Annotated in this window: 23 protein-coding genes; 13 read left to right on the forward strand and 10 right to left on the reverse strand. The window is 68.9% G+C overall.

Annotated elements, in window-relative coordinates:
* Positions 1-51 precede the first annotated feature (51 nt).
* Positions 52-498: a DUF2231 domain-containing protein gene (locus AC1DY7_RS24290; protein WP_477496290.1), complete on the reverse strand. Its 447-nt coding sequence runs from the start codon at positions 496-498 to the stop codon at positions 52-54.
* A 95-nt stretch (positions 499-593) separates the two neighbouring features.
* A complete protein-coding gene (locus tag AC1DY7_RS24295; protein ID WP_477496291.1) occupies positions 594-3,164 on the reverse strand; it encodes a bifunctional FO biosynthesis protein CofGH in 2,571 nt (856 codons plus the stop codon).
* A gap of 199 nt (positions 3,165-3,363) precedes the next feature.
* Between AC1DY7_RS24295 and AC1DY7_RS24300 the strand changes: the two genes are divergently transcribed.
* On the forward strand, positions 3,364-4,491 hold the full coding sequence (locus AC1DY7_RS24300) for a hypothetical protein (RefSeq protein WP_477496292.1): 1,128 nt from the start codon (positions 3,364-3,366) through the stop codon (positions 4,489-4,491).
* Here AC1DY7_RS24300 and AC1DY7_RS24305 read toward each other — a convergent pair.
* Positions 4,488-4,832, reverse strand: a complete 345-nt coding sequence (locus AC1DY7_RS24305; protein WP_477496293.1) for a hypothetical protein — start codon at positions 4,830-4,832, stop codon at positions 4,488-4,490. The genes AC1DY7_RS24300 and AC1DY7_RS24305 overlap by 4 nt on opposite strands.
* A 202-nt stretch (positions 4,833-5,034) precedes the next feature.
* Entirely contained in the window at positions 5,035-5,910 is an 876-nt protein-coding gene (gene mshB / locus AC1DY7_RS24310) for an N-acetyl-1-D-myo-inositol-2-amino-2-deoxy-alpha-D-glucopyranoside deacetylase (RefSeq protein ID WP_477496294.1), read from the reverse strand.
* Positions 5,911-5,927: 17 nt separating this feature from the next.
* On the opposite strand from mshB, the gene AC1DY7_RS24315 reads away from it, so the two are divergent.
* Complete coding sequence (locus AC1DY7_RS24315) at positions 5,928-7,175, forward strand: chloride channel protein (protein ID WP_477496295.1); 1,248 nt, start codon at positions 5,928-5,930, stop codon at positions 7,173-7,175.
* Here the strand turns inward: AC1DY7_RS24315 and AC1DY7_RS24320 are convergent.
* Both AC1DY7_RS24320 and typA read right to left on the reverse strand, forming a co-directional pair.
* Positions 7,172-9,052 (reverse strand): ABC transporter family substrate-binding protein, encoded by a 1,881-nt coding sequence (locus AC1DY7_RS24320; RefSeq protein ID WP_477496296.1) that lies wholly within the window; start codon positions 9,050-9,052, stop codon positions 7,172-7,174. The genes AC1DY7_RS24315 and AC1DY7_RS24320 overlap by 4 nt on opposite strands.
* 23 nt (positions 9,053-9,075) lie before the next feature.
* Complete coding sequence (gene typA / locus AC1DY7_RS24325; RefSeq protein WP_477496297.1) at positions 9,076-10,977, reverse strand: translational GTPase TypA; 1,902 nt, start codon at positions 10,975-10,977, stop codon at positions 9,076-9,078.
* A 73-nt stretch (positions 10,978-11,050) separates the two neighbouring features.
* Here typA and AC1DY7_RS24330 point away from each other — a divergent pair, with 73 nt between their 5' ends.
* The gene (locus AC1DY7_RS24330; protein ID WP_477496298.1) at positions 11,051-11,215 is read left to right on the forward strand and encodes a hypothetical protein; all 165 of its coding nucleotides are present in this window, start codon (positions 11,051-11,053) and stop codon (positions 11,213-11,215) included.
* Positions 11,216-11,283: 68 nt separating this feature from the next.
* Complete coding sequence (locus AC1DY7_RS24335) at positions 11,284-11,550, forward strand: hypothetical protein (protein ID WP_477496299.1); 267 nt, start codon at positions 11,284-11,286, stop codon at positions 11,548-11,550.
* A 1-nt stretch (position 11,551) separates the two neighbouring features.
* On the opposite strand, the gene AC1DY7_RS24340 is transcribed toward AC1DY7_RS24335, so the two are convergent.
* Positions 11,552-11,944, reverse strand: coding sequence for a (deoxy)nucleoside triphosphate pyrophosphohydrolase (locus AC1DY7_RS24340; protein ID WP_477496300.1), 393 nt, complete (start codon positions 11,942-11,944; stop codon positions 11,552-11,554).
* Positions 11,945-11,971: 27 nt separating this feature from the next.
* Here AC1DY7_RS24340 and AC1DY7_RS24345 point away from each other — a divergent pair, with 27 nt between their 5' ends.
* Positions 11,972-12,256 (forward strand): 4a-hydroxytetrahydrobiopterin dehydratase, encoded by a 285-nt coding sequence (locus AC1DY7_RS24345; protein ID WP_477496301.1) that lies wholly within the window; start codon positions 11,972-11,974, stop codon positions 12,254-12,256.
* On the opposite strand, the gene AC1DY7_RS24350 is transcribed toward AC1DY7_RS24345, so the two are convergent.
* Positions 12,201-13,421 carry a mannosyltransferase gene (locus AC1DY7_RS24350; protein ID WP_477496302.1) on the reverse strand — a complete coding sequence of 407 codons (1,221 nt, stop codon included), beginning with the start codon at positions 13,419-13,421 and terminating at the stop codon, positions 12,201-12,203. The two genes, AC1DY7_RS24345 and AC1DY7_RS24350, sit on opposite strands and share 56 nt — an antisense overlap.
* 140 nt (positions 13,422-13,561) lie before the next feature.
* Between AC1DY7_RS24350 and AC1DY7_RS24355 the strand changes: the two genes are divergently transcribed.
* Together AC1DY7_RS24355 and AC1DY7_RS24360 are read left to right on the forward strand one after the other, a co-directional pair.
* On the forward strand, positions 13,562-14,191 hold the full coding sequence (locus tag AC1DY7_RS24355; protein WP_477496303.1) for a hypothetical protein: 630 nt from the start codon (positions 13,562-13,564) through the stop codon (positions 14,189-14,191).
* A 44-nt stretch (positions 14,192-14,235) separates the two neighbouring features.
* Positions 14,236-15,162 carry an Rv1157c family protein gene (locus AC1DY7_RS24360; RefSeq protein WP_477496304.1) on the forward strand — a complete coding sequence of 309 codons (927 nt, stop codon included), beginning with the start codon at positions 14,236-14,238 and terminating at the stop codon, positions 15,160-15,162.
* Positions 15,163-15,246: 84 nt separating this feature from the next.
* On the opposite strand, the gene AC1DY7_RS24365 is transcribed toward AC1DY7_RS24360, so the two are convergent.
* Positions 15,247-15,396 carry a DUF1059 domain-containing protein gene (locus AC1DY7_RS24365; RefSeq protein WP_477496305.1) on the reverse strand — a complete coding sequence of 50 codons (150 nt, stop codon included), beginning with the start codon at positions 15,394-15,396 and terminating at the stop codon, positions 15,247-15,249.
* A gap of 24 nt (positions 15,397-15,420) precedes the next feature.
* On the opposite strand from AC1DY7_RS24365, the gene AC1DY7_RS24370 reads away from it, so the two are divergent.
* Positions 15,421-16,089 carry a nitroreductase family protein gene (locus AC1DY7_RS24370; RefSeq protein ID WP_477496306.1) on the forward strand — a complete coding sequence of 223 codons (669 nt, stop codon included), beginning with the start codon at positions 15,421-15,423 and terminating at the stop codon, positions 16,087-16,089.
* A 95-nt stretch (positions 16,090-16,184) separates the two neighbouring features.
* On the opposite strand, the gene AC1DY7_RS24375 is transcribed toward AC1DY7_RS24370, so the two are convergent.
* Complete coding sequence (locus AC1DY7_RS24375; protein WP_477496307.1) at positions 16,185-16,763, reverse strand: HhH-GPD-type base excision DNA repair protein; 579 nt, start codon at positions 16,761-16,763, stop codon at positions 16,185-16,187.
* Positions 16,764-16,862: 99 nt separating this feature from the next.
* On the opposite strand from AC1DY7_RS24375, the gene AC1DY7_RS24380 reads away from it, so the two are divergent.
* Genes AC1DY7_RS24380 through AC1DY7_RS24400 form a run of 5 tightly spaced genes read left to right on the forward strand, consistent with a single transcriptional unit; the run spans position 16,863 to position 21,237 of the window.
* The gene (locus AC1DY7_RS24380; protein ID WP_477496404.1) at positions 16,863-17,165 is read left to right on the forward strand and encodes a DUF732 domain-containing protein; all 303 of its coding nucleotides are present in this window, start codon (positions 16,863-16,865) and stop codon (positions 17,163-17,165) included.
* A gap of 11 nt (positions 17,166-17,176) precedes the next feature.
* Entirely contained in the window at positions 17,177-18,367 is a 1,191-nt protein-coding gene (locus tag AC1DY7_RS24385) for a sensor histidine kinase (RefSeq protein WP_477496308.1), read from the forward strand.
* Positions 18,364-19,131, forward strand: coding sequence for a LytR/AlgR family response regulator transcription factor (locus AC1DY7_RS24390; RefSeq protein ID WP_477496309.1), 768 nt, complete (start codon positions 18,364-18,366; stop codon positions 19,129-19,131). Before AC1DY7_RS24385 ends, AC1DY7_RS24390 begins: the two co-directional genes overlap by 4 nt.
* On the forward strand, positions 19,124-19,510 hold the full coding sequence (locus AC1DY7_RS24395) for a hypothetical protein (protein WP_477496310.1): 387 nt from the start codon (positions 19,124-19,126) through the stop codon (positions 19,508-19,510). Before AC1DY7_RS24390 ends, AC1DY7_RS24395 begins: the two co-directional genes overlap by 8 nt.
* Positions 19,507-21,237: a sodium/solute symporter gene (locus AC1DY7_RS24400; protein ID WP_477496311.1), complete on the forward strand. Its 1,731-nt coding sequence runs from the start codon at positions 19,507-19,509 to the stop codon at positions 21,235-21,237. The genes AC1DY7_RS24395 and AC1DY7_RS24400 overlap by 4 nt, the downstream gene beginning before the upstream one ends.
* The last annotated feature ends 95 nt before the right edge of the window (positions 21,238-21,332 follow it).

Below are 21,332 nucleotides of genomic sequence, written 5' to 3' on the forward strand. Positions count from 1 at the left end.
CTCACCTCATGCAAACGGACCATGGTCCGTATTCATTCCGCTATGCGGAAATTAACCCCCGCCCCACACTGCCCGCGCCCCCGAATCGCCGACCCTGATCACCGCGACGATCGCCGCCACGCCGACCACCAGGGCGATCACCGCCACCACCGCGGCCACCCCGCGGCCGTGGCTGGACCGCCAGTGCAGCAGCGCCAACAGCACCGCCACCACCAACAGGGCGACGGCGATATACGGCATCCAGTCGCCGCGTTCGGCATGCTCCTGCAGCACCGCTGTGGGCTTCGGGAACGACGCGATCAGCGATTCCCCCGCCTCGACGGTCAACGGCGTCAACGCAGCTGTCACGGCGGCCAGTGCCAGCACCAGCCACACCAGACGTTCGCGCGCGGCCGGCCACACGGCGCAGAGGATCTCCAAGAGCGCCACGAGTGGCACCAGCACGACGATGGCGTGCACGAAAAGCGGGTGAGCCGGTAGCCCTGCAATCGTGTCCATGCGCAGAGGGTCGCACGTCACGCCGCGTGAACGTGCGCGAAATGCCACGGATTGCGGCGTGTCTCTGTGCAAACACGCGCGCTCGCGGGGAAGAGTTAGGCAGCCATCGGGGTGTAGGTGGTGGTGCGCTGCCGCGCCGGGCGGCCGATCCCCTCGGCGATGGCGGCCAGTTCCTCGACGGACTTCGACGAGCCGTTCTCCGAGCCGGCCATCCGCGAGATGGTTTCCTCCATCAAGGTGCCGCCCAGATCATTGGCGCCACCCTGCAGCATCACCTGGGTGCGCTCGACACCTAGCTTCACCCACGACGTCTGGATGTGAGAGATCCTGCCGTGCAGCATGATCCGGGCCAGCGCATGCACCGCCCGATTGTCCCGGTGCGTCGGGCCCGGGCGCGCGCCACCGGCCAGATACAGCGGGCTGGACTGGTGCACGAACGGCAACGGCACGAACTCGGTGAAACCACCGGTGCGGTCCTGGATGCCGCGCAGTACGTTGAGGTGCCCTACCCAGTGCTTCGGGGTGTCGACGTGCCCGTACATCATGGTCGAGCTCGACCGCAGCCCCACCTCATGCGCGGTGGTCACCACGTCGATCCATTCCGAGGTGGGCAACTTGCCCTTGGTCAGCACCCAGCGCACCTCGTCGTCGAGGATCTCCGCGGCCGTGCCGGGGATGGACCCGAGCCCGGCCTCACGCAACGAGGTCAGCCACTCCCGGACCGACAGGCCGCTGCGGGTCACGCCGTTGGCGATCTCCATGGGAGAGAACGCATGTACATGCATCGACGGCACCCGAGCCTTCACCGCACGCACCAGATCCGCGTAACCGGTGACCGGCAACTCCGGGTCGATCCCACCCTGCATGCACACCTCGGTGGCGCCGACGACGTGCGCCTGCCAGGCCCGTTCAGCGACCTCGTCGGTGGACAGCGAGAACGCGTCGGCGTCACCCTTGCGCTGGGCGAACGCGCAGAACCGGCAGCCGGTGTAGCAGATGTTGGTGAAGTTGATATTGCGGTTCACGACGTAGGTGACATCGTCGCCGACGGCATCGCGGCGCAACGAGTCCGCAAGGGCGGCAACCGCATCCATGGCGGAACCGTCCGCGGTGGCCAACGCCAGATACTCGTCGTCGCTGCAGCCGCCCGGGTTGCGTTCGGCCGACCGCAACGCCGCCAGCACATCGGTGTCGATGCGTTCCGGGGCGCGGGCGGCCAACTCGGACACCTTCGCCCGGATGGACTCCCAGTCACCGAAGGCGCTGCCCAGGTCGCTGCGGGTCTCGGTCAGCCGGCCCTCGGTGTCGATCGCCGCATGAAGATCGATGCGGCCCAACGACTCCGATGCCTCGTCGGGTTCCTGCCAGGGCCGACCCTCCGGATTCACATCCAGCGCCCAGCCGGTGTCCGGATCGGCCAGTGCGTCGACATGACCGCGCACCCGCGGATCGATCCACGCCGCACCCGCCTGCACGTAGTTGGGCTGCGCGGTAAGACGTTGCACCAGTTCATAACCCGCGTCGGCGGTCACCTGGGCCAGTTCGTCCAGCGCAGGCCACGGACGCTCCGGGTTGACGTGGTCGGGGGTCAGCGGCGACACGCCACCCCAGTCGTCCACACCGGCGCCGACGAGTGCCAGGCACTCCTCGCGGGAAACCAGATTCGGCGGGGCCTGGATACGCATCTTGGGCCCCAGCACCAGCCGCGTCACCGCGACGGTGGCCAGGAAATCGTCGATCCCGGTGTCGGGCACCGCGGCCATCGCGGTGTGATCCTTCGCGCGGAAGTTCTGCACGATGACTTCCTGAACGTGCCCGAATTCCTTGTGGGAGCGCCGGATCGCGTGCATGGTCTCGGCACGCTCGGTCAGCGTCTCACCGATACCAACCAGCAGGCCGGTGGTGAACGGGATCGACAACCGGCCCGCGTCATCAAGAGTGCGCAACCGCACCGTCGGATCCTTGTCGGGGCTGCCGTAGTGCGCCAGGCCCTTGGTCTCATACAGCCGGCGTGACGTCGTCTCCAACATCATGCCCATCGACGGCGCCACCGGCTTCAGGCGGGACAGTTCCGACCAGCTCATCACTCCCGGATTGAGATGCGGCAGAAGGCCGGTCTCCTCGAGCACCCGGATGGCCATCGCCCGCACGTAGTCCAGCGTGGAGTCATACCCACGTTCGTCCAGCCACTGCTTGGCCTCGTCCCAGCGCGCCTCCGGGCGGTCCCCGAGGGTGAAAAGCGCCTCCTTGCAACCCAATTCCGCACCGCGCCGGGCGACGTCGAGAATTTCGTCGGGCTCCATGAACATGCCCTTGCCCTCGGCACGCAGCCGGCCGGGCACGGTGACAAAGGTGCAGTAATGGCAGGTGTCCCGGCACAGATGGGTGATCGGGATGAACACCTTGCGCGAGTAGGTGACCGGTAACCCACCACCGGGGCCGCGGCGGCCTGCGGAATCCAGGCCGGCATCACGCACCCGCGCCGCACTGGCACACAGATCGGCGAGATCCTCACCCCGCGCGGTCATCGCGACGGCGGCTTCTTCGACATTGAGCGCCACCCCGTCGCGGGCGCGCCGCAACACGCGACGTAACGCGGACGTACTGGGCTTCGGCGGGATCACCGGACTGGGCAGATCGGAGCCGTGCTGCGGGTTCAGAGCCACTCCCCTGTAACCCGGGTGTCGACGCGAATCATCCGCGCGTCTCACTATCTGAAACCACTGCCCCTGCCATAGGGCCACATTAGCCTTCACCGCACGGGCCGATGCGCGCCACATCCTCAATCGGTTGCCGAATGCACCGCACGCGGCCCGATGTCCCGTAAGTTCACAGGTGAAGCGGCAATTCGGAGGTGCTGGTGCCATGACATTCTCTGTCCGTTCGTGCCTGACGACCGGTGTTGCCGCGGTGACGGCGGTGGCCATCACCGCCGCCCCCACCATCCCGACGCCTGTCGCACATTCGGCGACGGTGGCACAGGTACGCGTCGTCGAGCAGCCCGTCCGACTGACCGCAGCCGTCCAACCGGCGGTGGCTCCGTCGGCGGCGGCGCTGCCCAACCTGCTCACCGACTGGGTGCGCACTCTCGTCCCGAGTTCGGCGGCCGCGTTCCCGACGCCGCAGTTCCCGCCCAGGGTCGGCGGCAACTCCATCAGCAGCGGCATCAAGAACGTGTACAACGCCGTGGAGCCGTGGGTGCAATGGGGCTTTGAGGTCGCCGAGTACGCAGTGGGCTGGATCCCCGTGGTGGGCTGGCTGTCCCCGCAGATCATGATCTTCTACAACCTGGGCGAACGCATCGTCCGGAGCATCACCTTCAACATCGCCGACTGGATCGGCGGCAGCGTCTCCTTCCTCCAGGGCTTACGCAACGTCGCACGAGACACCATCAACTCGTTCATCTACTTCGCGAACGACGAACTGGCCTTCTTCCTGCCGCCGCTGCCACCGATCCCCCCGATCGGGGGTGCACTGGCCGCCGCCACGGCGGAGCCCACCGCGCTGAAGCTGGCGACCGCCACTGACACGTCCGACGCCGGCACCGAGCCGACGACCGCAGACACCGTCACCAAAGTCGGCACCGTGACCGAGGAAACCAAGACCCCGGCGGCCGAGCCGGTGAAGGTCACCGAGCCCGCAGTCACCGAAGAAACGCCGGTCACTGAGCCGGTGACGACGCCCGAGACCCCTGCCGCCGAACCGGAGACCACACCCGAGGTCACGCCGGACGTCAAGGATGTGGTCAAGGACGACGCACCCGAGACCGCACCGGACACCACCAAGCCCGACACCACCAAGCCCGACACCACCGACACCAAGCCGGACACCTCGAAGCCGGACACCCCGAAAGCCGACACCCCGAAAGCCGACACCCCGAAAGCCGACACCGACAAGCCCGCGCCGAAGAGGGCCGAGCCGAAAAAGAAGAAGCGCGACCACCGCGCGTCGACCCCGAAGGCCGACACCCACGCGGCAGCCGACGCCGGCTAGAGCCCCCGGGGGTGGCTGCGCAACACCAGCACGGCCGGCAGGGACCCGACGACGATCAGCAGGAGCAGCAGCAGCGCACCGGACGCCGTCGTGGCGAACACGATGTCGCTACCCGGCCCGCCGAGGGTCAGCGCGCCGATGGTCGCCAGCCAGCACCACAGGGGTAGCGCCCCGATCCGCGGCGACAGGGTCCACTGCAATGCCGCCCACACCAGGGCCGCATTGACGGCACCACTGATCAACGCGCTCAACGGGAACGGTGCACCACTGACACGCCAGGGCAGCAGGAAAGCCGCGAGCACCGCGGACAGCATTCCCCCGAGGCACAGCAATGAGAGCATGACGGGCGGCACCCAGGCCGGCCCGTCGGGTTCGTCGGGCGGCAGGTCGGGCCCCGTCAGGTCGGGATGCTGTCGAGCAGCGCGACCAGTGAGCCGACCACCCACTGGAAATTGTCGGCGCGGTCCTGCTGATGCTGCAGATTGGGATCCAAATCCGGGTCCATAGGGGCAGCGTACCGCCCCGAACACACCAGCCCGGCCGCTATCCCAGATTCAGCCCGGCCAGCAGATCCGTTTCCACGCCACGGTCGTCGCGCTCGCCCGCGGTCCCGGCGACCAGCACGTAATGCTCGGTGCCCCACAGCGGTAACGCCACCAGGTTCGACAGCGCCAGCGAACGCCCATCGGGAGCAACGGTCACCTGGGTGGCATGCGCCCGCAGGGCCGCGGCCTTGGCGGGCAGCTGCGCGGCCGCCTCGATGACGGCGTCGACCTTCTCATCGGGGTAACCGAACGTGATATCGGACGGCTTGATCCGGATCCAGTCGGCGGGCGGCTCACCGATGTCGGACAGCCCGTCGACGATGCCCGACTGCGCCATCACCGTCCAATAGAACTTCGGCACCGCCCACGGCTCACCCGGGTGCCCGTCTTCACCCGACGCGGCGACGGCAGCGGTGGTGACCTCGTGCGCACGGATGTGATCGGGATGCCCGTAGCCGCCGTTCGGGTCATAGCTGACGACGACGTGCGGGCGCAGGTCCCGGATGATCGCCACCAGGGCGGCGACGGGCCCGTCGATATCGGCGTCGACGAACCGCTCCCGATGCCGGGGCGGGGTGCCGGGCATCCCGGAGTCCCGCCAGCGCCCGGCCCCGCCCAGGAAGATGGGCTCACCGGCGCCCAGCGCCGCCAGCGCGGACCTCAGTTCGGCGATCCGGTAGCCGCCCAGTTGATCGGCGGCGTCGACGGCGAGGTGTTGCCATCGGTCGCCGATGATCTCGCCCTCCTCACCGAGCGTGCAGGTGACCACGCGGACCGTGGCGCCCTGCGCCGCGTAGTGCGCGATGGTCGCGCCGGTGCCGAGTGATTCATCGTCGGGGTGGGCATGCACGAAGAGCAGCCGAGGTGTTTCCACTCCCCTAGATTTACCCTGTGCCGGCTGCCCACGCGAAGAGCCCCGATGAACGGCACCTTCTCGAGTTCGGTTGCGCGGTCCTCGCGGTGGGCCTGCTCGCCGGAGTGGCGGGCGCGGCCACCACCCTGCTGCTGCACTGGGTGGAGCATCTGACGTACCACTACCACCTGGGCACGCTGCTCACCGGCGTCGGCGCCGCGGGCCACATCCGCAGGGCGACCGGCCCGATGCTGGGCGGTGCGCTCGCGGGCCTCGGCTGGTGGCTGCTGCGCCGGCACGCTCCAGTGCCGTCGCTCACCGGGTCCATTGCCGAGCACCGCCCGCTGGCCCGGCTGCCGCTGGCCATCGACGCCGTCCTGCAGGTGCTCGTCGTCGGGTCCGGCGCCTCCCTCGGTCGCGAAGGGGCCCCCCGCCAACTCGCGGCGGTCTTCGGCGACGCCGCCACCCGCCGCTGGCACCTCACCCCACGGGACCGCGAGATCCTCCTCGCGTCGGCGGCCGGCGCCGGACTCGGGGCGGTGTACTCGGTGCCGCTGGGTGGGGCCGTCTTCACCGTCACCATCCTGATGCGCAGCTGGCATCCGCGCGTCGTCGGCACGGCGCTGATCACGTCCAGCCTGGCGGTGGCCGTCGCGTCGCCGGTGACCCACTTCGAGCATTCGCTGACCTGGCCGTCGGCCGACGTGTCGTACCGGTTCGTGCTGCTGGCGCTGGCCGTCACGCCGGTCGCCGTCGCGATCGGCATCGGGTTCGACCGGCTGATGCGGGCGGCGAAGCCGAAGGTGGCATCGGCGTCATGGGTGCTGATCCCCGGCATCGCGGCGGCCGGCCTGCTGACCGGTGTCTGCTCGATCTGGTATCCCGAACTGCCCGGCAACGGCCGCAGCATCCTCAGCGTCAGCGTCGACAGTTCACTGACGGTGTCGGCGGCCGCGGTGATCCTGTTGCTCAAACCGGTACTGACCGCGCTGTTCCTGCGCGCCGGCGCCGTCGGCGGCCTGATCACCCCCGCGCTGGCCACCGGCGCGGCCGCGGGATCCCTTGTCGCACTTGTCCTCAACGAATTCGCGGGTACCGATCTGAACGTCCCGGCGGTGGCGCTGACGTGCGCCGCGGGCGTGCTGGCGATCACCCAGCGGGCGCCGTTGTTCGCGGCCCTGTTCGTGTGGGAGTTGGCCCGTCCACCGGAATGGCTGTTCCTGGTGTTCGTGCTGTCCGCCTTTGCGGCGCACGCGATGTGGAAGCGCGTCCACCCCGAGCGTTAAGGCTGCTTGACCCATTTCCCGGCGTCGCCGACGATCCCGACCGGGACCGCGCCGGACAAGCTGACGCCGCGCACGCGCGGGCCTGCGGCCACGATGGTGGTGTCCTGCAGGATCGGGAGCACGGTCGCCAGATTCCACAGTCTCGGCTCGACGGCGTCGATCACCTTGGCGATCTCCTCGGTGCCGGCCAGCGCGGCTTCGATGCGCGGCTGAACACTGCGGTCGCAGACTCCGGTCAGGTTGCTGGGCACCGTCACCAGTTCACCGGTGCTGCTGGGCGCCGGGGCGGTGGCCGTCGGTGTCGGGGTCGGGGTGGGCGGGGCCAGACTGGCCGACGTCGTGGGCTGCGACGGCGACGTGCTGGCGGTGACGCTCGGCGACGGCGTCGCGGTGGACACGGGCGTCGCCTGCAGAGCGGGGCAGCCATACCGGGACGCGAGCGCGGTGGCCAGGTCGCCACCGGCCTGATGCCACCCGACGAGAGCGTCGACCTTGTTGTTGGCCAACGCATCTCCGTACAGGACGACGGGATCGAGCGCCGACACCGACGCCGCGATGCCCACGCTGCGCAACTGGTCGGCGGCGGTGTTCGCCACGGCCACCGAGGTCGGGTCATTGGCCGCCACACCGATGACGAACGTCAGCGGCTGACCGTCCTTGGTGATCTGGCCACGCGAATCGTCGGGCGGTGGGGTGCCCGGCGTCGGTGGGGGCGTCGAGGACACCGGCTCGACCTGATATCCGGCGTCGGCAAGCAGTTGCAGGGCCGCCTCGCGGGTGATCGCCGGCGGCGCGGTCGGGACGTAGCCGGGGTCCGACGGGGAGCGCACCTGGGCCTGGGCGAGGGTGACGGTGTTGTCCGAACCGGCGCCCACGGCGGCCAGCAGGTCGACGTCCAGCAGACCGAACAGGGCCTTGCGCACGTGGGGATCGGCGAGTGCGGGTTGTTGTGCACGCAGCGTCAACTGCATCACCCGGGGCGTCACGATGCGTGCCGTCCGTACGTCCGGGATGGCCGAAAGTTGCGCGAACGCCGCCTGACCGCCGTGCACCTGCGCCACCTGGGTGTCACCGTTGCGGATCGAATCGGCAAGGGCCGCAGGCGCTCCCCCGCGGCGGAACAGAATCTGGTCGGGTGCGGCGGGCGGACCCCAGTAGCGGTCGTTGCGGGCCAGCAGGATCTCGTCGCGCTGCGGGTCGATGCTGTCCACCCGGAACTGGCCGCCGGTGACCGGCATGGTGCGCACCAATCCTGCGCCGAATCCGCCGGGTACGTCCTTCACGATGTGGGCGGGCAGCAGGTCGTTGAACAACTCCCGCCACGCCGGGTACGGCTGGGAGAAGGTGACGACGGCGGTCTTGCCGCCTTCGACCGACTGCACCCCGGTGATCAGGTCATAGCCGGCGGGGTCGACCACACCGGGCTGACTGACCATCTGCCGCCACAGGTACCAGTAGTCGTCCGCGGCGATGGGCGCATTGTCGGTCCACGACGCCTCCGGCTTGATCCGGTACGTGACGGTGAACGGCGCCTCACTGGTCACCTGTGCCGACACCAGCAGGGTGGGGTCCAACTCCCAGCGAGAGCCGGTGGAGGCCGCCGGATCCGGGATGGGCCGGAACGAACTGGGCAGCACCAGCGCCGAGATGGCCGCGTTCACCGGCGACTGATCGGAGAGCAGATGCGGGTTGAATCCCGCGCCGATCGAATCGATGGCCATGATGATCTGCATCGACTTGGGCGGCGGCGGAGGCGTCGACTGACTGGTCTCGGTGCTCTGTGGGGCCGGCGGCGGACTCACCGTGCAGCCGGCCAACACCAGCGACGTTCCGACCAGGGCACCGGCGATGGCGCGGAATCGTCGGGGTGTCGGCACGGCACCCACAGTAACGGGCGTTGTCAGCCCTGCTGCTTCGCGCGCGACTTGGCCCGCGCCCGCAGGCTAGCGGTCAGCTCGAGCTTGCGCACCCGCACGATCTCGGGGGTGACCTCCACACACTCGTCCTCGGCGCAGAACTCCATGGCCTGCTCCAGGCCCAGTTCCAGCGGCCGGGCCAACGTCTCGAAGACGTCTGCCGTCGAGGACCGCATGTTGGTCAGCTTCTTCTCGCGGGTGGCGTTGATGTCGAGGTCCTCGGCGCGCGGGTTGATGCCCACGACCTGACCCTCGTAGGTGTCCTGACCGGGTTCGACGAAGAACTGGCCGCGGTCGGACAACTGGGTCATCGCGAACGGCGTGATCTTGCCGGTCCGATCCGACACCAGCGAGCCGGTGTGGCGGGCCCGGATTTCGCCGGCCCACGGCCGGTAACCGTCGAACACGGCATTGGCGATGCCGGTGCCGCGGGTCAGGGTCAGGAAGTCGGTGCGGAAACCGATCAGACCACGGCTGGGCACGATGAAGTCCATCCGCACCCATCCCGCGGCGTGGTTGGCCATCTCTTCCATGCGGCCCTTACGGGCGGCCATCAGCTGGGTGACGGCGCCGAGGAACTCGTCCGGACAGTCGATGGTCATCGCCTCGAACGGCTCGTGCACCTTGCCGTCGACCATCCGGGTGACCACCTGCGGCTTGCCGACGGTCATCTCGAAACCTTCGCGGCGCATCTGCTCGACGAGGATGGCCAACGCCAACTCGCCACGGCCCTGGACCTCCCAGGCGTCGGGCCGGTCGATGTCGACGACCTTGATGGACACGTTGCCGATCAGTTCGGAATCCAAGCGGCTCTTGACCATTCGTGCGGTCAGCTTGTGCCCGGACACCTTGCCGGCCAGCGGCGAGGTGTTGGTGCCGATGGTGACCGAGATGGCGGGTTCGTCGACGGTGATGCGCGGCAGCGCGTGCGCATGGTCGACGTCGGCCAGCGTGTCGCCGATCATGATCTCCGGCATGCCGGCCACGGCCACGATGTCGCCGGCGACGGCTTCGTCGGTACTGGTGCGTTCGACGCCCTCGGTGGCAAGCAGCTCGGTGATCTTGGCGTTGGTGATGACGGGGTGACCGTCCACTTCACGCATCCACGCGACCTGCTGGCCCTTCTTGATGCGGCCCTTGTAGATACGGATGAGGGCAAGACGACCGAGGAAGGCCGAGGCGTCCAGGTTGGTCACCAGCGCCTGCAGCGGGGCTTCCGGGTCGCCCTGCGGCGGCGGAATGTGCTCGAGGAGCACGTCGAACAACACGTCGAGGTTCTCGCCGTCCGGGTTCTCACCGTTGGCGGGTTCGGTGGTGCTGGCGATACCGGCGCGGCCCGACGCGTACAGAACGGGCAGCCCGAGCGCCTCTTCGGCGGCCTTCTGGGCTTCGTCGTCCAGATCAGAGGCGACGTCGAGCAGCAGGTCGTGGCTCTCGGAGACGACCTCGGCGATGCGGGCGTCGGGACGGTCGGTCTTGTTGACGCACAGGATCACCGGCAGATGCGCGGACAGCGCCTTGCGCAGCACGAAGCGGGTCTGCGGCAGCGGGCCCTCGGAGGCGTCGACGAGCAGCAGCACACCGTCGACCATGGACAGCCCGCGCTCCACCTCGCCACCGAAGTCGGCGTGGCCCGGGGTGTCGATCACGTTGATGACCGTCATCGACCCATCCGGGTTCGTGCGGTGCACCGCGGTGTTCTTGGCCAGGATGGTGATGCCCTTTTCCTTCTCCAGGTCACCGGAGTCCATCAGCCGCTCGACGGCGTCGTCGCCGCGATGGCTCAGAGCACCGGACTGCCGCAGCATGGCGTCGACCAGGGTTGTCTTACCGTGATCAACGTGCGCGACGATGGCAACGTTGCGAAAGTTCGGGCGAGAATCCACGACGTTGATTGTCGCAGTGTGAGTACCCGATCACGAAAACGGCCGCCAACGCGGTGGTAATGGGAAGGCGAGCGTGAAGAACCTGACTTCGGTCAAGGCCAAGAAGAAGTGCTGTCGCAGCAAACCGCGGTGCAAGAAGTGCCCGCTGGTACTGCACAAGGTACGCAGGGCCGCGGATGCCGGGGTCGCCGGCAAGGACCTGGAGAAAGTCTTCAAACATGCCAGAAAGTCGTATTGACCAGCGCTTTCCAGCGTCCACGGGCGTACCGTTGAAGTATCCGTCACCGATGGTAGGAGGTGTCGATCATGACGGTTTACGAGGCTCTCACCGTGGCGCTGATCGTGGTGCTGGGACTGGCTACGACGGCGGCCATCTACCTCGGTTTGATCAATTGGATCGGCGGCGCGTTCGTCGTCCGGTGTGCGGCATGTCACCATCTGACGTTCTCGTCGGCCAACGCTCCACAGGGGTCGTGCACGCAGTGCCGGCACCAGGCGCTGATCCATCCGATCTACTCCGCGCAGCATCGCGGGGGTGAGGTCCGCGTCGTCGGCGACCGGCTGAGGTACTAGGTCAGGAGCGACACAGGGCGGCCGCCAGGTCGGGCACCCAGGCCCGGTCGGCGGGCACCCACGCCACGTCGTCGAGGTCGGCGGCCGACACCCAGCGCAATGAGCGGTGGTCGTGCGGTTGCGGGTCGCCGTCGATCAGCACCACCCGGTAGGCCCGCAGCGTCATGCCGTTGGGCAGGTCCACGTCGGGCCCGATCCGCGCCCCGACGCGCACCCGGATCCCGAGCTCCTCCTGCAGTTCGCGCTCCAGCGCCTCGGCATCGGACTCGCCGGGAGCCACCTTGCCGCCGGGCAGTTCCCACAGGCCGGCCAGTTCGGCGGGTCGGGCACGTTGCGCGACCAAGAGGCCAACTTCTGAAATCAGTGCCCCCGCAACGACAATCTGCTCATGCATCGCCGATGACGGTATACCGTCGGTGCCATGGCTGTGTTGACGAACGAGCAAGTTGACGCTGCGCTGGCCGACCTGCCCGGCTGGGAACGGGCATCAGGCGCGCTGCACCGGTCGGTCAAGTTCCCGGCGTTTCTGGAGGGGGTCGACGCGGTGCGCCGCGTCGCCGAGTTCGCCGAGCAGGAGGACCATCACCCCGATATCGATATCCGTTGGCGGACAGTCACTTTCGCCCTGGTGACACATTCCGCCGGCGGCATCACCGAGAAGGATCTGGCGATGGCGGCCGATATCGACCGGATTCTCGGCCAGTAGCCGCCGTCCACGCGAGCGTGGCCACGGTGGCCACGGTATAGATCAGGCCCGCCCAGGCCAGGTACCACGGCCTGCTGATCGTCCAGATGGTCGGCTGCGCGAAGCTCAGCAGCCAGGGCAGCCCGACCAGTGTCAGCGCCAGCCACCCCCMCCCCAGTACCCGCGCCCCCAGCCGCTCCCGCAGCGGACCGTGCAACAGCCAGATCATCAGCGGGATCAGCCACACCCAATGGTGGGTCCACGAAATCGGTGACAGCAACAGTCCGAACAGCTGCACGATCACGATGCCCGCAAGCCGATCGGTACCGCCGTCGACCGCTCGCCACGCCAGCACCGCGAGCACCGCGGCCACCAGCAGGATGGCGACCACCACCGGTCCGTACCCGGCGTCGTGGCCGAGGATCCGCGAGATCGCGCCCCGCACCGACTGGTTGAACGAGGTGCCGATCGGACCGACGCGGTCGGCGTCGCCGATCAGGTCGGTGAAGTAGTAGCGGCCTTGCTGGCCGACCACCAGAATCGAGCCCCCGACGGTCGCGGCGAACACCACCGCCGAGAAGATGACGACACGCCAGCGCCGCACCCCCAGGAAGTACAGCCCGGACACCGCAGGGGTCAGTTTCACCCCGGCGGCCAGACCGACCAGCAGCCCCGACAGCCACCAGCGGGTGCTGTACACCGCGTACAGAACGGCCAGCACCAACAGGACATTCACCTGTCCGTAGTCGAACGTGCTGCGCAGGGGCTCGGTCCAGATCCCGACCGCGGTCCACAACATCGCCGTCCTGGCATCGGCGCGCCCCAACAACCGCAGGCTCAGCGACACCACGCCGTAGAGCGCACCGACGATGCCGACCTGCCAAAAGAAGGCCACCAGACCGAACGGCAGCAGATGCAGGGGGTAGAACACCACCGCGGCGAACGGCGGATATGTGAAGGGCAGCGGGAAGTCCGGGGTCTGGTCGGCGTAGACGTAGTCATAGAGGGTGCCGGGCTGGTCGAGTGCGCCCGCGCCGCCCACATAGACGTGCAAGTCGACGAAGTTCGCGCCATTGGGCACCAGGTAGGTCCACGCGAGTCGCGCCGCGATGCTGAGCACGAACAGGACCGGCGCCAGGCGGGTCAGCGCGCCCGGAGCGCGCGAAGCGGTGGTGTCTACCGGCATGACTGTAGCCGCGAGGGTTGCGGTCACCATCGGCGCACATACCCGTAACGGTTGAATAAACGCCACACGTGTCACTTGAGTCCCACCAGTAACTGGCTACCTTCGGTCTCAGGCCTGCCGTCAACGAAATGGGGAGAACCATGTCAGCTACCAGAAAAACGTTTGTTACCACCATGATTGCGGGCGCAGGAGCGGTTGCCGCCCTCGCGCTCAGCCCGGCGGCCAGCGCCGACCCGGTGCCGGCCCCGGCGCCGCCGGCCCTGCCGTTCGCCAATCAGATCGCCATGGCCCCGCAGCTGCTCCAGGGTCTGGCGTCGGCGTTGACCGGCGGCGGAGCTGCCTCCGCCGTCCCCGCCGCAGCAGCCGCGCCCGTGGCACCGGCCCCCGCGGCCAGCGCCAACCTGACACTGCCGCAGCTGCCCGCGGTCAGCCCGGCGTCGGCAGCCACCGCCGCCGCGGCGCCCCTGGCGGGGGCACCCGCGCCGACCGGGAACGTGCTGTTGCCCCAGGCCGACGTGAACCTGCCGCAGGTCGGCGGGCTGGAACTGCCCAAGCAGCTGGCCTTCCCCGGCGACCTGTCGTCGCTGATGCCCGCCGGCTCGCCGCTGGCCGGCCTGCTGCCCAAGGCCGCAACGGCCGCCACCGCGGCACCCGCCGCACTCGGTGCGCCGGCTGCCGCTGCGGCACCGGCCGCAGCGTCCGCCCTGCCGGGTGCCGCCAGCCTCGTGCCGATGCTGCTGCCGACGAACGCGCTGTCCGCACTGCCGTGACCCGGCACTGATCAGCCCGTCACCACACATATCCAGGGGGAGTCATGACATCGATCCGGACGCTGCTGACCAGTACCGCCGCAACCATGCTGGTGGTGCTGGGCAGCGGGGTCGCCAGCGCTGAGCCCGCGGTTCCCGCGCCCTTGCCGATCAACAATCTGCAAGCGCCGGGGCTGCCCGCGATGGAGACGCTCGGACCGGCGATCCAGCAGGCGGCGGCCGATCCGCAAGGCGCCGCATCGATGCTCATGGCCGCGGCCGCCGCGTTCGCGGGAAACGCGGCGGCACCTGACGATTCGAAGAACATGGCGAGCGCGGTGAACCAGTTCGCCGCCGACCCGCTGGTGCATGTGCCCGCGGCCGGCGCCGGACCCGAGGCGCATCTGCCTGCCGGGGTGGACCCGGCACATGCCGTGGGCCCGTTGCCCGAAGGCGCGGCACCCGCCGCACCCGTGCCCGCCCCCGACGCCGCTGCGCTGGCGGCGCCCGCACCGGCTCCCGACGCGGCGCCGGTTCCTGCGCCCGCGCCGATCCCGGCTCCGGGTGGTGTGCTCAGCCCGGACGCCGCCACCAAGCAGGACTTCATGTATCCGTCGATCAGCAACGGCTGCCTCTCAGACGGCGGCAACGTGCTCGCGACCGCGATCTCGGTGGCGGGGCCCGCCGCGATCCCGACCCCCGGTCCCGGCCCCGGTCAGACCGCCTACGTGTTCACCGCGGTCGGCACCCCGGCGCCCGGAGCCGAGCAGAAGCTGCCGCTCAATGTCACGTGGGTGAACCTGTCCACCGGGAAGTCCGGCACCGCGACGCTCAAGCCGCGCCCGGACATGAACCCGCAGGGACCGACCACGCTGACCGTCGTCGCCGATACGGGTTCAGGCAGCATCATGTCGACGATCTTCGGTCAGGTCACGACGACCGAGAAGCAGTGCCAGTTCATGCCCACCATCGGTTCGACGGTGGTGCCGTAAGCCCCAGACCGCGACGGTGCATCTAGATCGCAAATCCGGCCCGATAAGCGATCTGGGTGCACCGTCGTCGTATAAGCGGCGTGCTCAGTAAGCCATGAACAGGATCATGTCCCGGTCGTATTCGCGACCGGGGTGTGCCTGAGCCAGGTGCTCCTGCGCCTTATCCACGAGATCGTTCTCGTCGGTGCCGGTGATCGCCTCGCCGCAGGGGCAATTCAGATGCGTCTTCGCCATGTGATCACCATCTCACACCCCCACATGCAGGATGGTGGTGTGGACATCTATGACGTGATGCGCACGACCGGGGCGGCGCGACAATTCACCGGCGAGCCGCTGCCCGACGACGTGCTGACCCGCATCCTGGACAACGCCCGCTTCTCCCCCAGCGGCGGCAACCGGCAGGGCAACCGGGTCATCGTGATCCGTGATGCGCAGACCAAAGAGGCGCTGGCCGACCTCACCGAGACCGGCTCGCGCCGCTACATCGCCCAGCAACGCAACGGCGAGAGTCCATGGAATCCGTTGCACCCCATGGGGGTGTCGGCCGACGACCTGGCCGCCGTCAAGGTGCCGCGGGCCACCCAGTTGATCGACGCCGACGTCGTGCTCGTGGTCTGCGTGGACCTGGGGGTGGTGGCGGCGTTCGATCAGGACCTGGACCGCATCGGACTGGTCGCCGGCGCGTCGGTGTATCCGTTCGTCTGGAACATCCTGCTGGCCGCCCGCAACGAGGGGTTCGGAGGTGTGCTCACCACCATGGTCGTGCCCGAGGAACCGCGGGTGAAGGAACTGCTGGGGATCCCCGACGACTACGCGGTCGCCGCGGTGCTGCCGTTGGGCAAGCCCGTCAAGCAGTTCACCAAGCTGACCCGTAAACCGGTCAGCGAGATCGCGTCGCGGGAACGGTTCGACGGAACGGCACTTTGATCCTCGCCGGCCCTGCAACCGGAGCGTCGGCGCTGCGCTGAGAGCGCCGTCCAGCGCGATTCAAGGTTCTGAACGCAGTGTCGACGTCGCGGGGCTTATGCCTTCGCAGCCTTCGCGGCCGCTTTCATCTTCTTCTTGTAGCTCCGGACCTCTTGCAGGGAACCGGGATCCACCACGTCGGCCACCGACATATGCGTGCCCGCCTTGCCGTAGTCGCCCGCCGCGGCACGCCAGCCGGCCGGCGTCACGCCGTACTGCTTGCCCAGCAGCGCGAGGAAGATCTTGGCCTTCTGCTCACCGAAGCCGGGCAGCCGCTTGAGCCGGCGCAGCACCTCGGCACCGTCGGGATCGCCGGCGGTCCACAGCGCCGTGACGTCACCGTCGTAGTCCTCGACGATCGCCTGGGCCAGCGCCTGCACCCGCTTGGACATCGAACCCGGAAAGCGGTGGATGGCCGGGGTTTCGGAGCACAGCGCGACGAACTCGTCGGGGTCGTACTCGGCGATCTGATGCGCGTCCACGCCCCCGATCCGGTCCGCGATCTTCTTCGGCCCGGCGAACGCCGTTTCCATCGGGATCTGCTGGTCCAGCAACATGCCGACCAGCAGGGCGAACGGGTTGGACTCCAGGAGAGCGTCTGCCTCGGGATCTTGGACCAGTTGAAGGGTGGGCATCTGGTCAGTTTAGGGCGAGCTCGGTGCACATTTCCGAAGTCTGTGGCGGTGCTGTGTGCGAACGTGTACTACGACAAACCGGCGATGCCCCCGTGGGAGATGGAAATGAAGCGTGTGGTTGCACCTCTTCTTGCCGCACTGGGCGCCGCGCTCGCCTTGGCCGCCCCCGCCAACGCGATCCCAGACCAGGGCACGCCGGCGTTCGACGACTACCTGCAAGGCCTGCAACGCAACGGCTACAACCTCAATCCCGACACCGCGTGGCGCGTCGCTCACCAGGCGTGCGAGGGCGGCCTGCCCGGATACATCGGTTTGGAGATGGCCGCCCAGGGGGTCATCGGCCCCGGGGCCCAGGAGCGTGTGATGGACGTGGCCAGGAAGTACGCCTGCCCGGTGCAGTAGCTTCGCTGCACATGTCCGGCCAGGTCGCTCTCGCGCTGGCCGCCGCCGTGGCGCTGGCGGCGGTGGCTGCCGTGCTGATCGTGCGGACCCGCCGCGTCGTGGCCACCCCCACCGAACGGGCCGTGCACACCGCGCTGCACACCGCGTCGCTGGCCGCGCATGCCCTGCGTCGGGGCCTGGACACCGAATCGGCGCAGACCGCAGCCCCGTTCCTGCGCGATCTCACCGGCACCGCCGGGGTGGCCCTGTTCGACAGTGCCGGCGGACTGCTCGGCCGCGATCCCGACGACGGCGCTGTCTTCGCACCCGAGATCGTCGACGCGTGCGCCTCGACGGCCCGGGACTCCGTCGCTGCCGCCCGCCGGGTCCTGACCAACAACGGGACCACCGCCGTGGTGGCCCAGCCGTTGGCGGCCGAGGGCGGTGACGTGCTCGGCGCGCTCGTGGTGGTCGCGGCCGGAAACCCCGGGCCGGGCATGCTGGGCGCCATCGGCGAGGTGGCCCGCTACGCGGCCAGTCAGCTCGAGCTGGCCGAGCTCGATGCCTCCCGAGCCCGGTTGGACCGAGCCGAGGTGTTGGCGTTACGCGCCCAGATCAGTCCGCATTTCATCTACAACGCGCTCAACACCATCGCGTCGTTCGTGCGCACCGATCCCGACCGGGCCCGCGAACTGATTCTGGAATTCGCCGATTTCACCCGCTACTCGTTCCGCGCGGCCGGCCAGTACACCACGCTGTCCGACGAACTACGCAACATCGATCGCTACCTCACCTTGGAGCGGGCCCGGTTCGGCGCGACGCTTACGGTGCGGTTGCAGGTGGCCCCCGAGGTGCTCAACGTCGTGGTGCCGTTCCTGGCGCTGCAACCGTTGGTGGAGAACGCCGTCCGGCACGGACTGGCCGGCCGGGGCGGTGGCTCGGTGGAGATCATCGCGCGCGACGCCGGAACCGACTGCGTCATCACCGTGGAGGACGACGGGGCCGGGATGGACCCCGACACGTTGCGTGCCGGGCACGGTGACGCGCTGCCCGACCAGTCCGCCCACGTCGGCCTGACCAATGTCGACCATCGGCTGCGCGCGGCATTCGGCAACGATTACGGTCTGGTGGTCGAAACCGCTCTCGGGGCGGGCACCAAGGTCATCATGCGGGTGCCGAAATTCCGCTCTGGGGTGCGGGCCAGCGGAGGTGGGTTCAGGTGACCGAGAAGCTGACGGTACTCGCCGTCGACGACGAGGCCCCCGCACTCGACGAGCTGGCCTACCTGCTGGGCCGCCACCCGTGCGTCGAGCAGGTGTTCACCGCACGTGACGCCACCTCAGCGCTACGGGAACTCAACCGGCACACCATCGATACCGTCTTCCTGGACATCAACATGCCCGGGCTGTCCGGCATCGAACTTGCCGGTGTCCTCACCAATTTCGCGCACCGGCCCGCCGTGGTGTTCGTGACCGCGCACGACGACAAGGCCGTGGCTGCCTTTGACGTCGGCGCCACCGACTATCTGCTCAAACCGATCCGGCAGGACCGGCTCGACGAGGCCGTCCGCCGTGCGGCGACGGTGCAGACCAGTTCGGCACCCGGCGAACAGGACTCCGACGTGGTGCCCGCCGAACTCGGCGGGGTCACCCAACTGATCCCCCGCGACAGCATCGGCTGGGTGGAGGCCGAGGGCGATTATGCCCGCCTGCATTCGGCCACCGGAGCGCATCTGGTCCGAATCCCGTTGAGCGTGTTGGAAACCCGCTGGGCCGATCACGGATTCCAGCGTATCCACCGGTCCTATCTAGTGTCGCTGCGGCTGGTGACCGGGCTGCGCACGCATGACGGCGCGGTGCTGGTGCGGCTGCGCGCCAACGGCACCTCCCCCGCCGTCGAGTTGCCGGTGAGCCGGCGCCAGGCCCGCGAACTGCGCGACCGGTTGGTCCGCGACCCGATGCGCAACCTGAAACCCGCCGATGAGTGAGCCACCGCAGGGGTCCAATCCGCGGCCCGCCGCGGGGCGGCAACGAGTTGTCCTCGCGCACCGGCGCGGCGCCCGGATGGTGCGCACCCGGGTGGAGGTGCAGGAGCAGACCCAGGTGGGCGACGCGCTGGTACGTGGCTTGGTGCGAGCACAACTCGGCCTGGCCCTGCGACTGAGCCTGGTGGTCATCGCCGCGGTGGCCGCGACGGTGCTGCTGGCCCCGCATCTGAGCACGCTGACCGTCCTGGGAATGCGGCTGAACTGGCTGATCCTCGCGGTCCTGTTCTATCCGCTGCTCTACGGCGTCGGCCGGCTCTACGTCCGGCTGGCCGAACAGGCCGAGCGGGATTTCGTCCGCGTCGTCGACAGCGAACCATGACCGGTTCCCCGCTCACCGCGGCCGCGCTCCTGGTGGCGGCGGTGGCCACCGTGGCGATCGGCGCCTACGGAGTCCGGTTGTCGCGCACCACCTCCGACTTCCTGGTCGCCTCCCGCAGTGTCGGACCACGGTGGAACGCCGCCGCGATCTCGGGTGAATATCTCTCGGCGGCTTCATTTCTCGGCGTCGCCGGGCTGATCGCGAAGTACGGTGCCGACGCGCTGTGGTATCCGGTGGGCTTCACCGCGGGCTACCTCGGGCTGCTGTTGTTCGTCGCTGCCCCGCTACGCCGCTCCGGCGCCTACACCGTTCCCGACTTCGCCGAATTCCGGCTGGGTTCGGCGCGACTGCGCAAGGTCGCGATGCTCGTCGTCGTGGTGATCTGTGTGTTCTACCTGGCCCCGCAATATCAGGGCGCCGGCCTGACGCTGAAGACCCTTCTGGGCCTTCCGGTGTGGACCGGTCCACTGATCGTGGGCGCCATCGTCATCAGCAATGTGGTCGGCGGCGGAATGCGGTCGATCACCTTTGTGCAGGCGTTCCAATACTGGCTGAAACTGACCGCCATCGCCATTCCCGCCCTGGCGCTGCTCGGGTTGTTCCTCAGCGACCGTACCGAATTGGGCGGACCGCTGCCGCCGAGCGTGCAGCACCAGACCACCGTCGCCATCGACACCGACGTGGTGGTGCAGGTGGTCGACCCGGCAGGTATTACCATCACCGGCACCCTCGACGGCCGCCACGTCGCAGCCACCACCCTCGGCGCTCCCGGCGACCACACACTGGGCGCGGGCAGCACGCTGACGCTGGCCGCCGGTGCGGCCACGCCGGTGGTGGCCGGCACCCCGAGCACCGGAAGCGTGTGGATCGCCTCCGGCGGTGGCCTGGGTGGCGGGCACCCGCTGTATCAGGTGCTGTCCATCATCGTGGCGACCTTCCTGGGCACCATGGGCCTGCCGCACGTGCTAGTGCGCTTCTACACCAACCCAGACGGTCGTGCCGCCCGGCGCACCGCACTGGCCGTCATCGCCATGGTGTCGGTGTTCTACCTGTTCCCTGTGTTGCTCGGGGTCTTCTCCCGGCTGTATGTGCCGCAGCTGTTGATCACCGGAACCGCCGACGCCGCAGTGCTTCTGGCGCCGGGATCCACCATCGGCGGGGTGGCCGGGCAACTGTTGGCCGCACTGGTCGCGGCCGGCGCCATCGCGGCGTTCCTGGCCACCTCGTCGGGACTGTTGGTCAGCATCGCCGGGGCCCTGGCCACCGACGTGCTGCGCGGCCGGGTCCGGGATTTCCGGGTGGCCGCCGTGATCGGCGGGCTGATCCCGATTCCACTGTCCCTGGTGGTGTCCGGTCTGGAGTTGTCCCGCAGCGTCGGACTGGCTTTCGCGGTGGCGGCATCGACGCTGTGTCCGCTTCTGGTGCTTGGCATCTGGTGGCGCGGCCTCACCGCGGCCGGTGCGGCGTGCGGGCTGATCATCGGCGGCGGCGTCTGCGGCAGCGCGGTCGCGGTGGCCATCGCCGGCGGTATCGACGACGACGTGCTCGGCGGCTGGCCGGCGGTGATGGTGGGCTATCCCGCCGCGATCAGCGTGCCGCTGGCCTTCGCGACGATGATCGTCGTCAGCCGGTTCACCCGCACCACCACCGACGTCGCACAGATCTTCGCGCGCATGCATGTACCGGAGCGGCTCGGGATGGGCGTGGAGCGGGTGCCCGGGGATTGACGACCCTCGGCGGGCCTCAATGGCCTGGACACATTCGGCGAAGGCAACCTGCAGCAGCCCCCTGCCGAAAAGGGCCAGCCCCCAAGACAGGAGGT

The organism is Mycobacterium sp. P2_H7, from assembly GCF_056403275.1.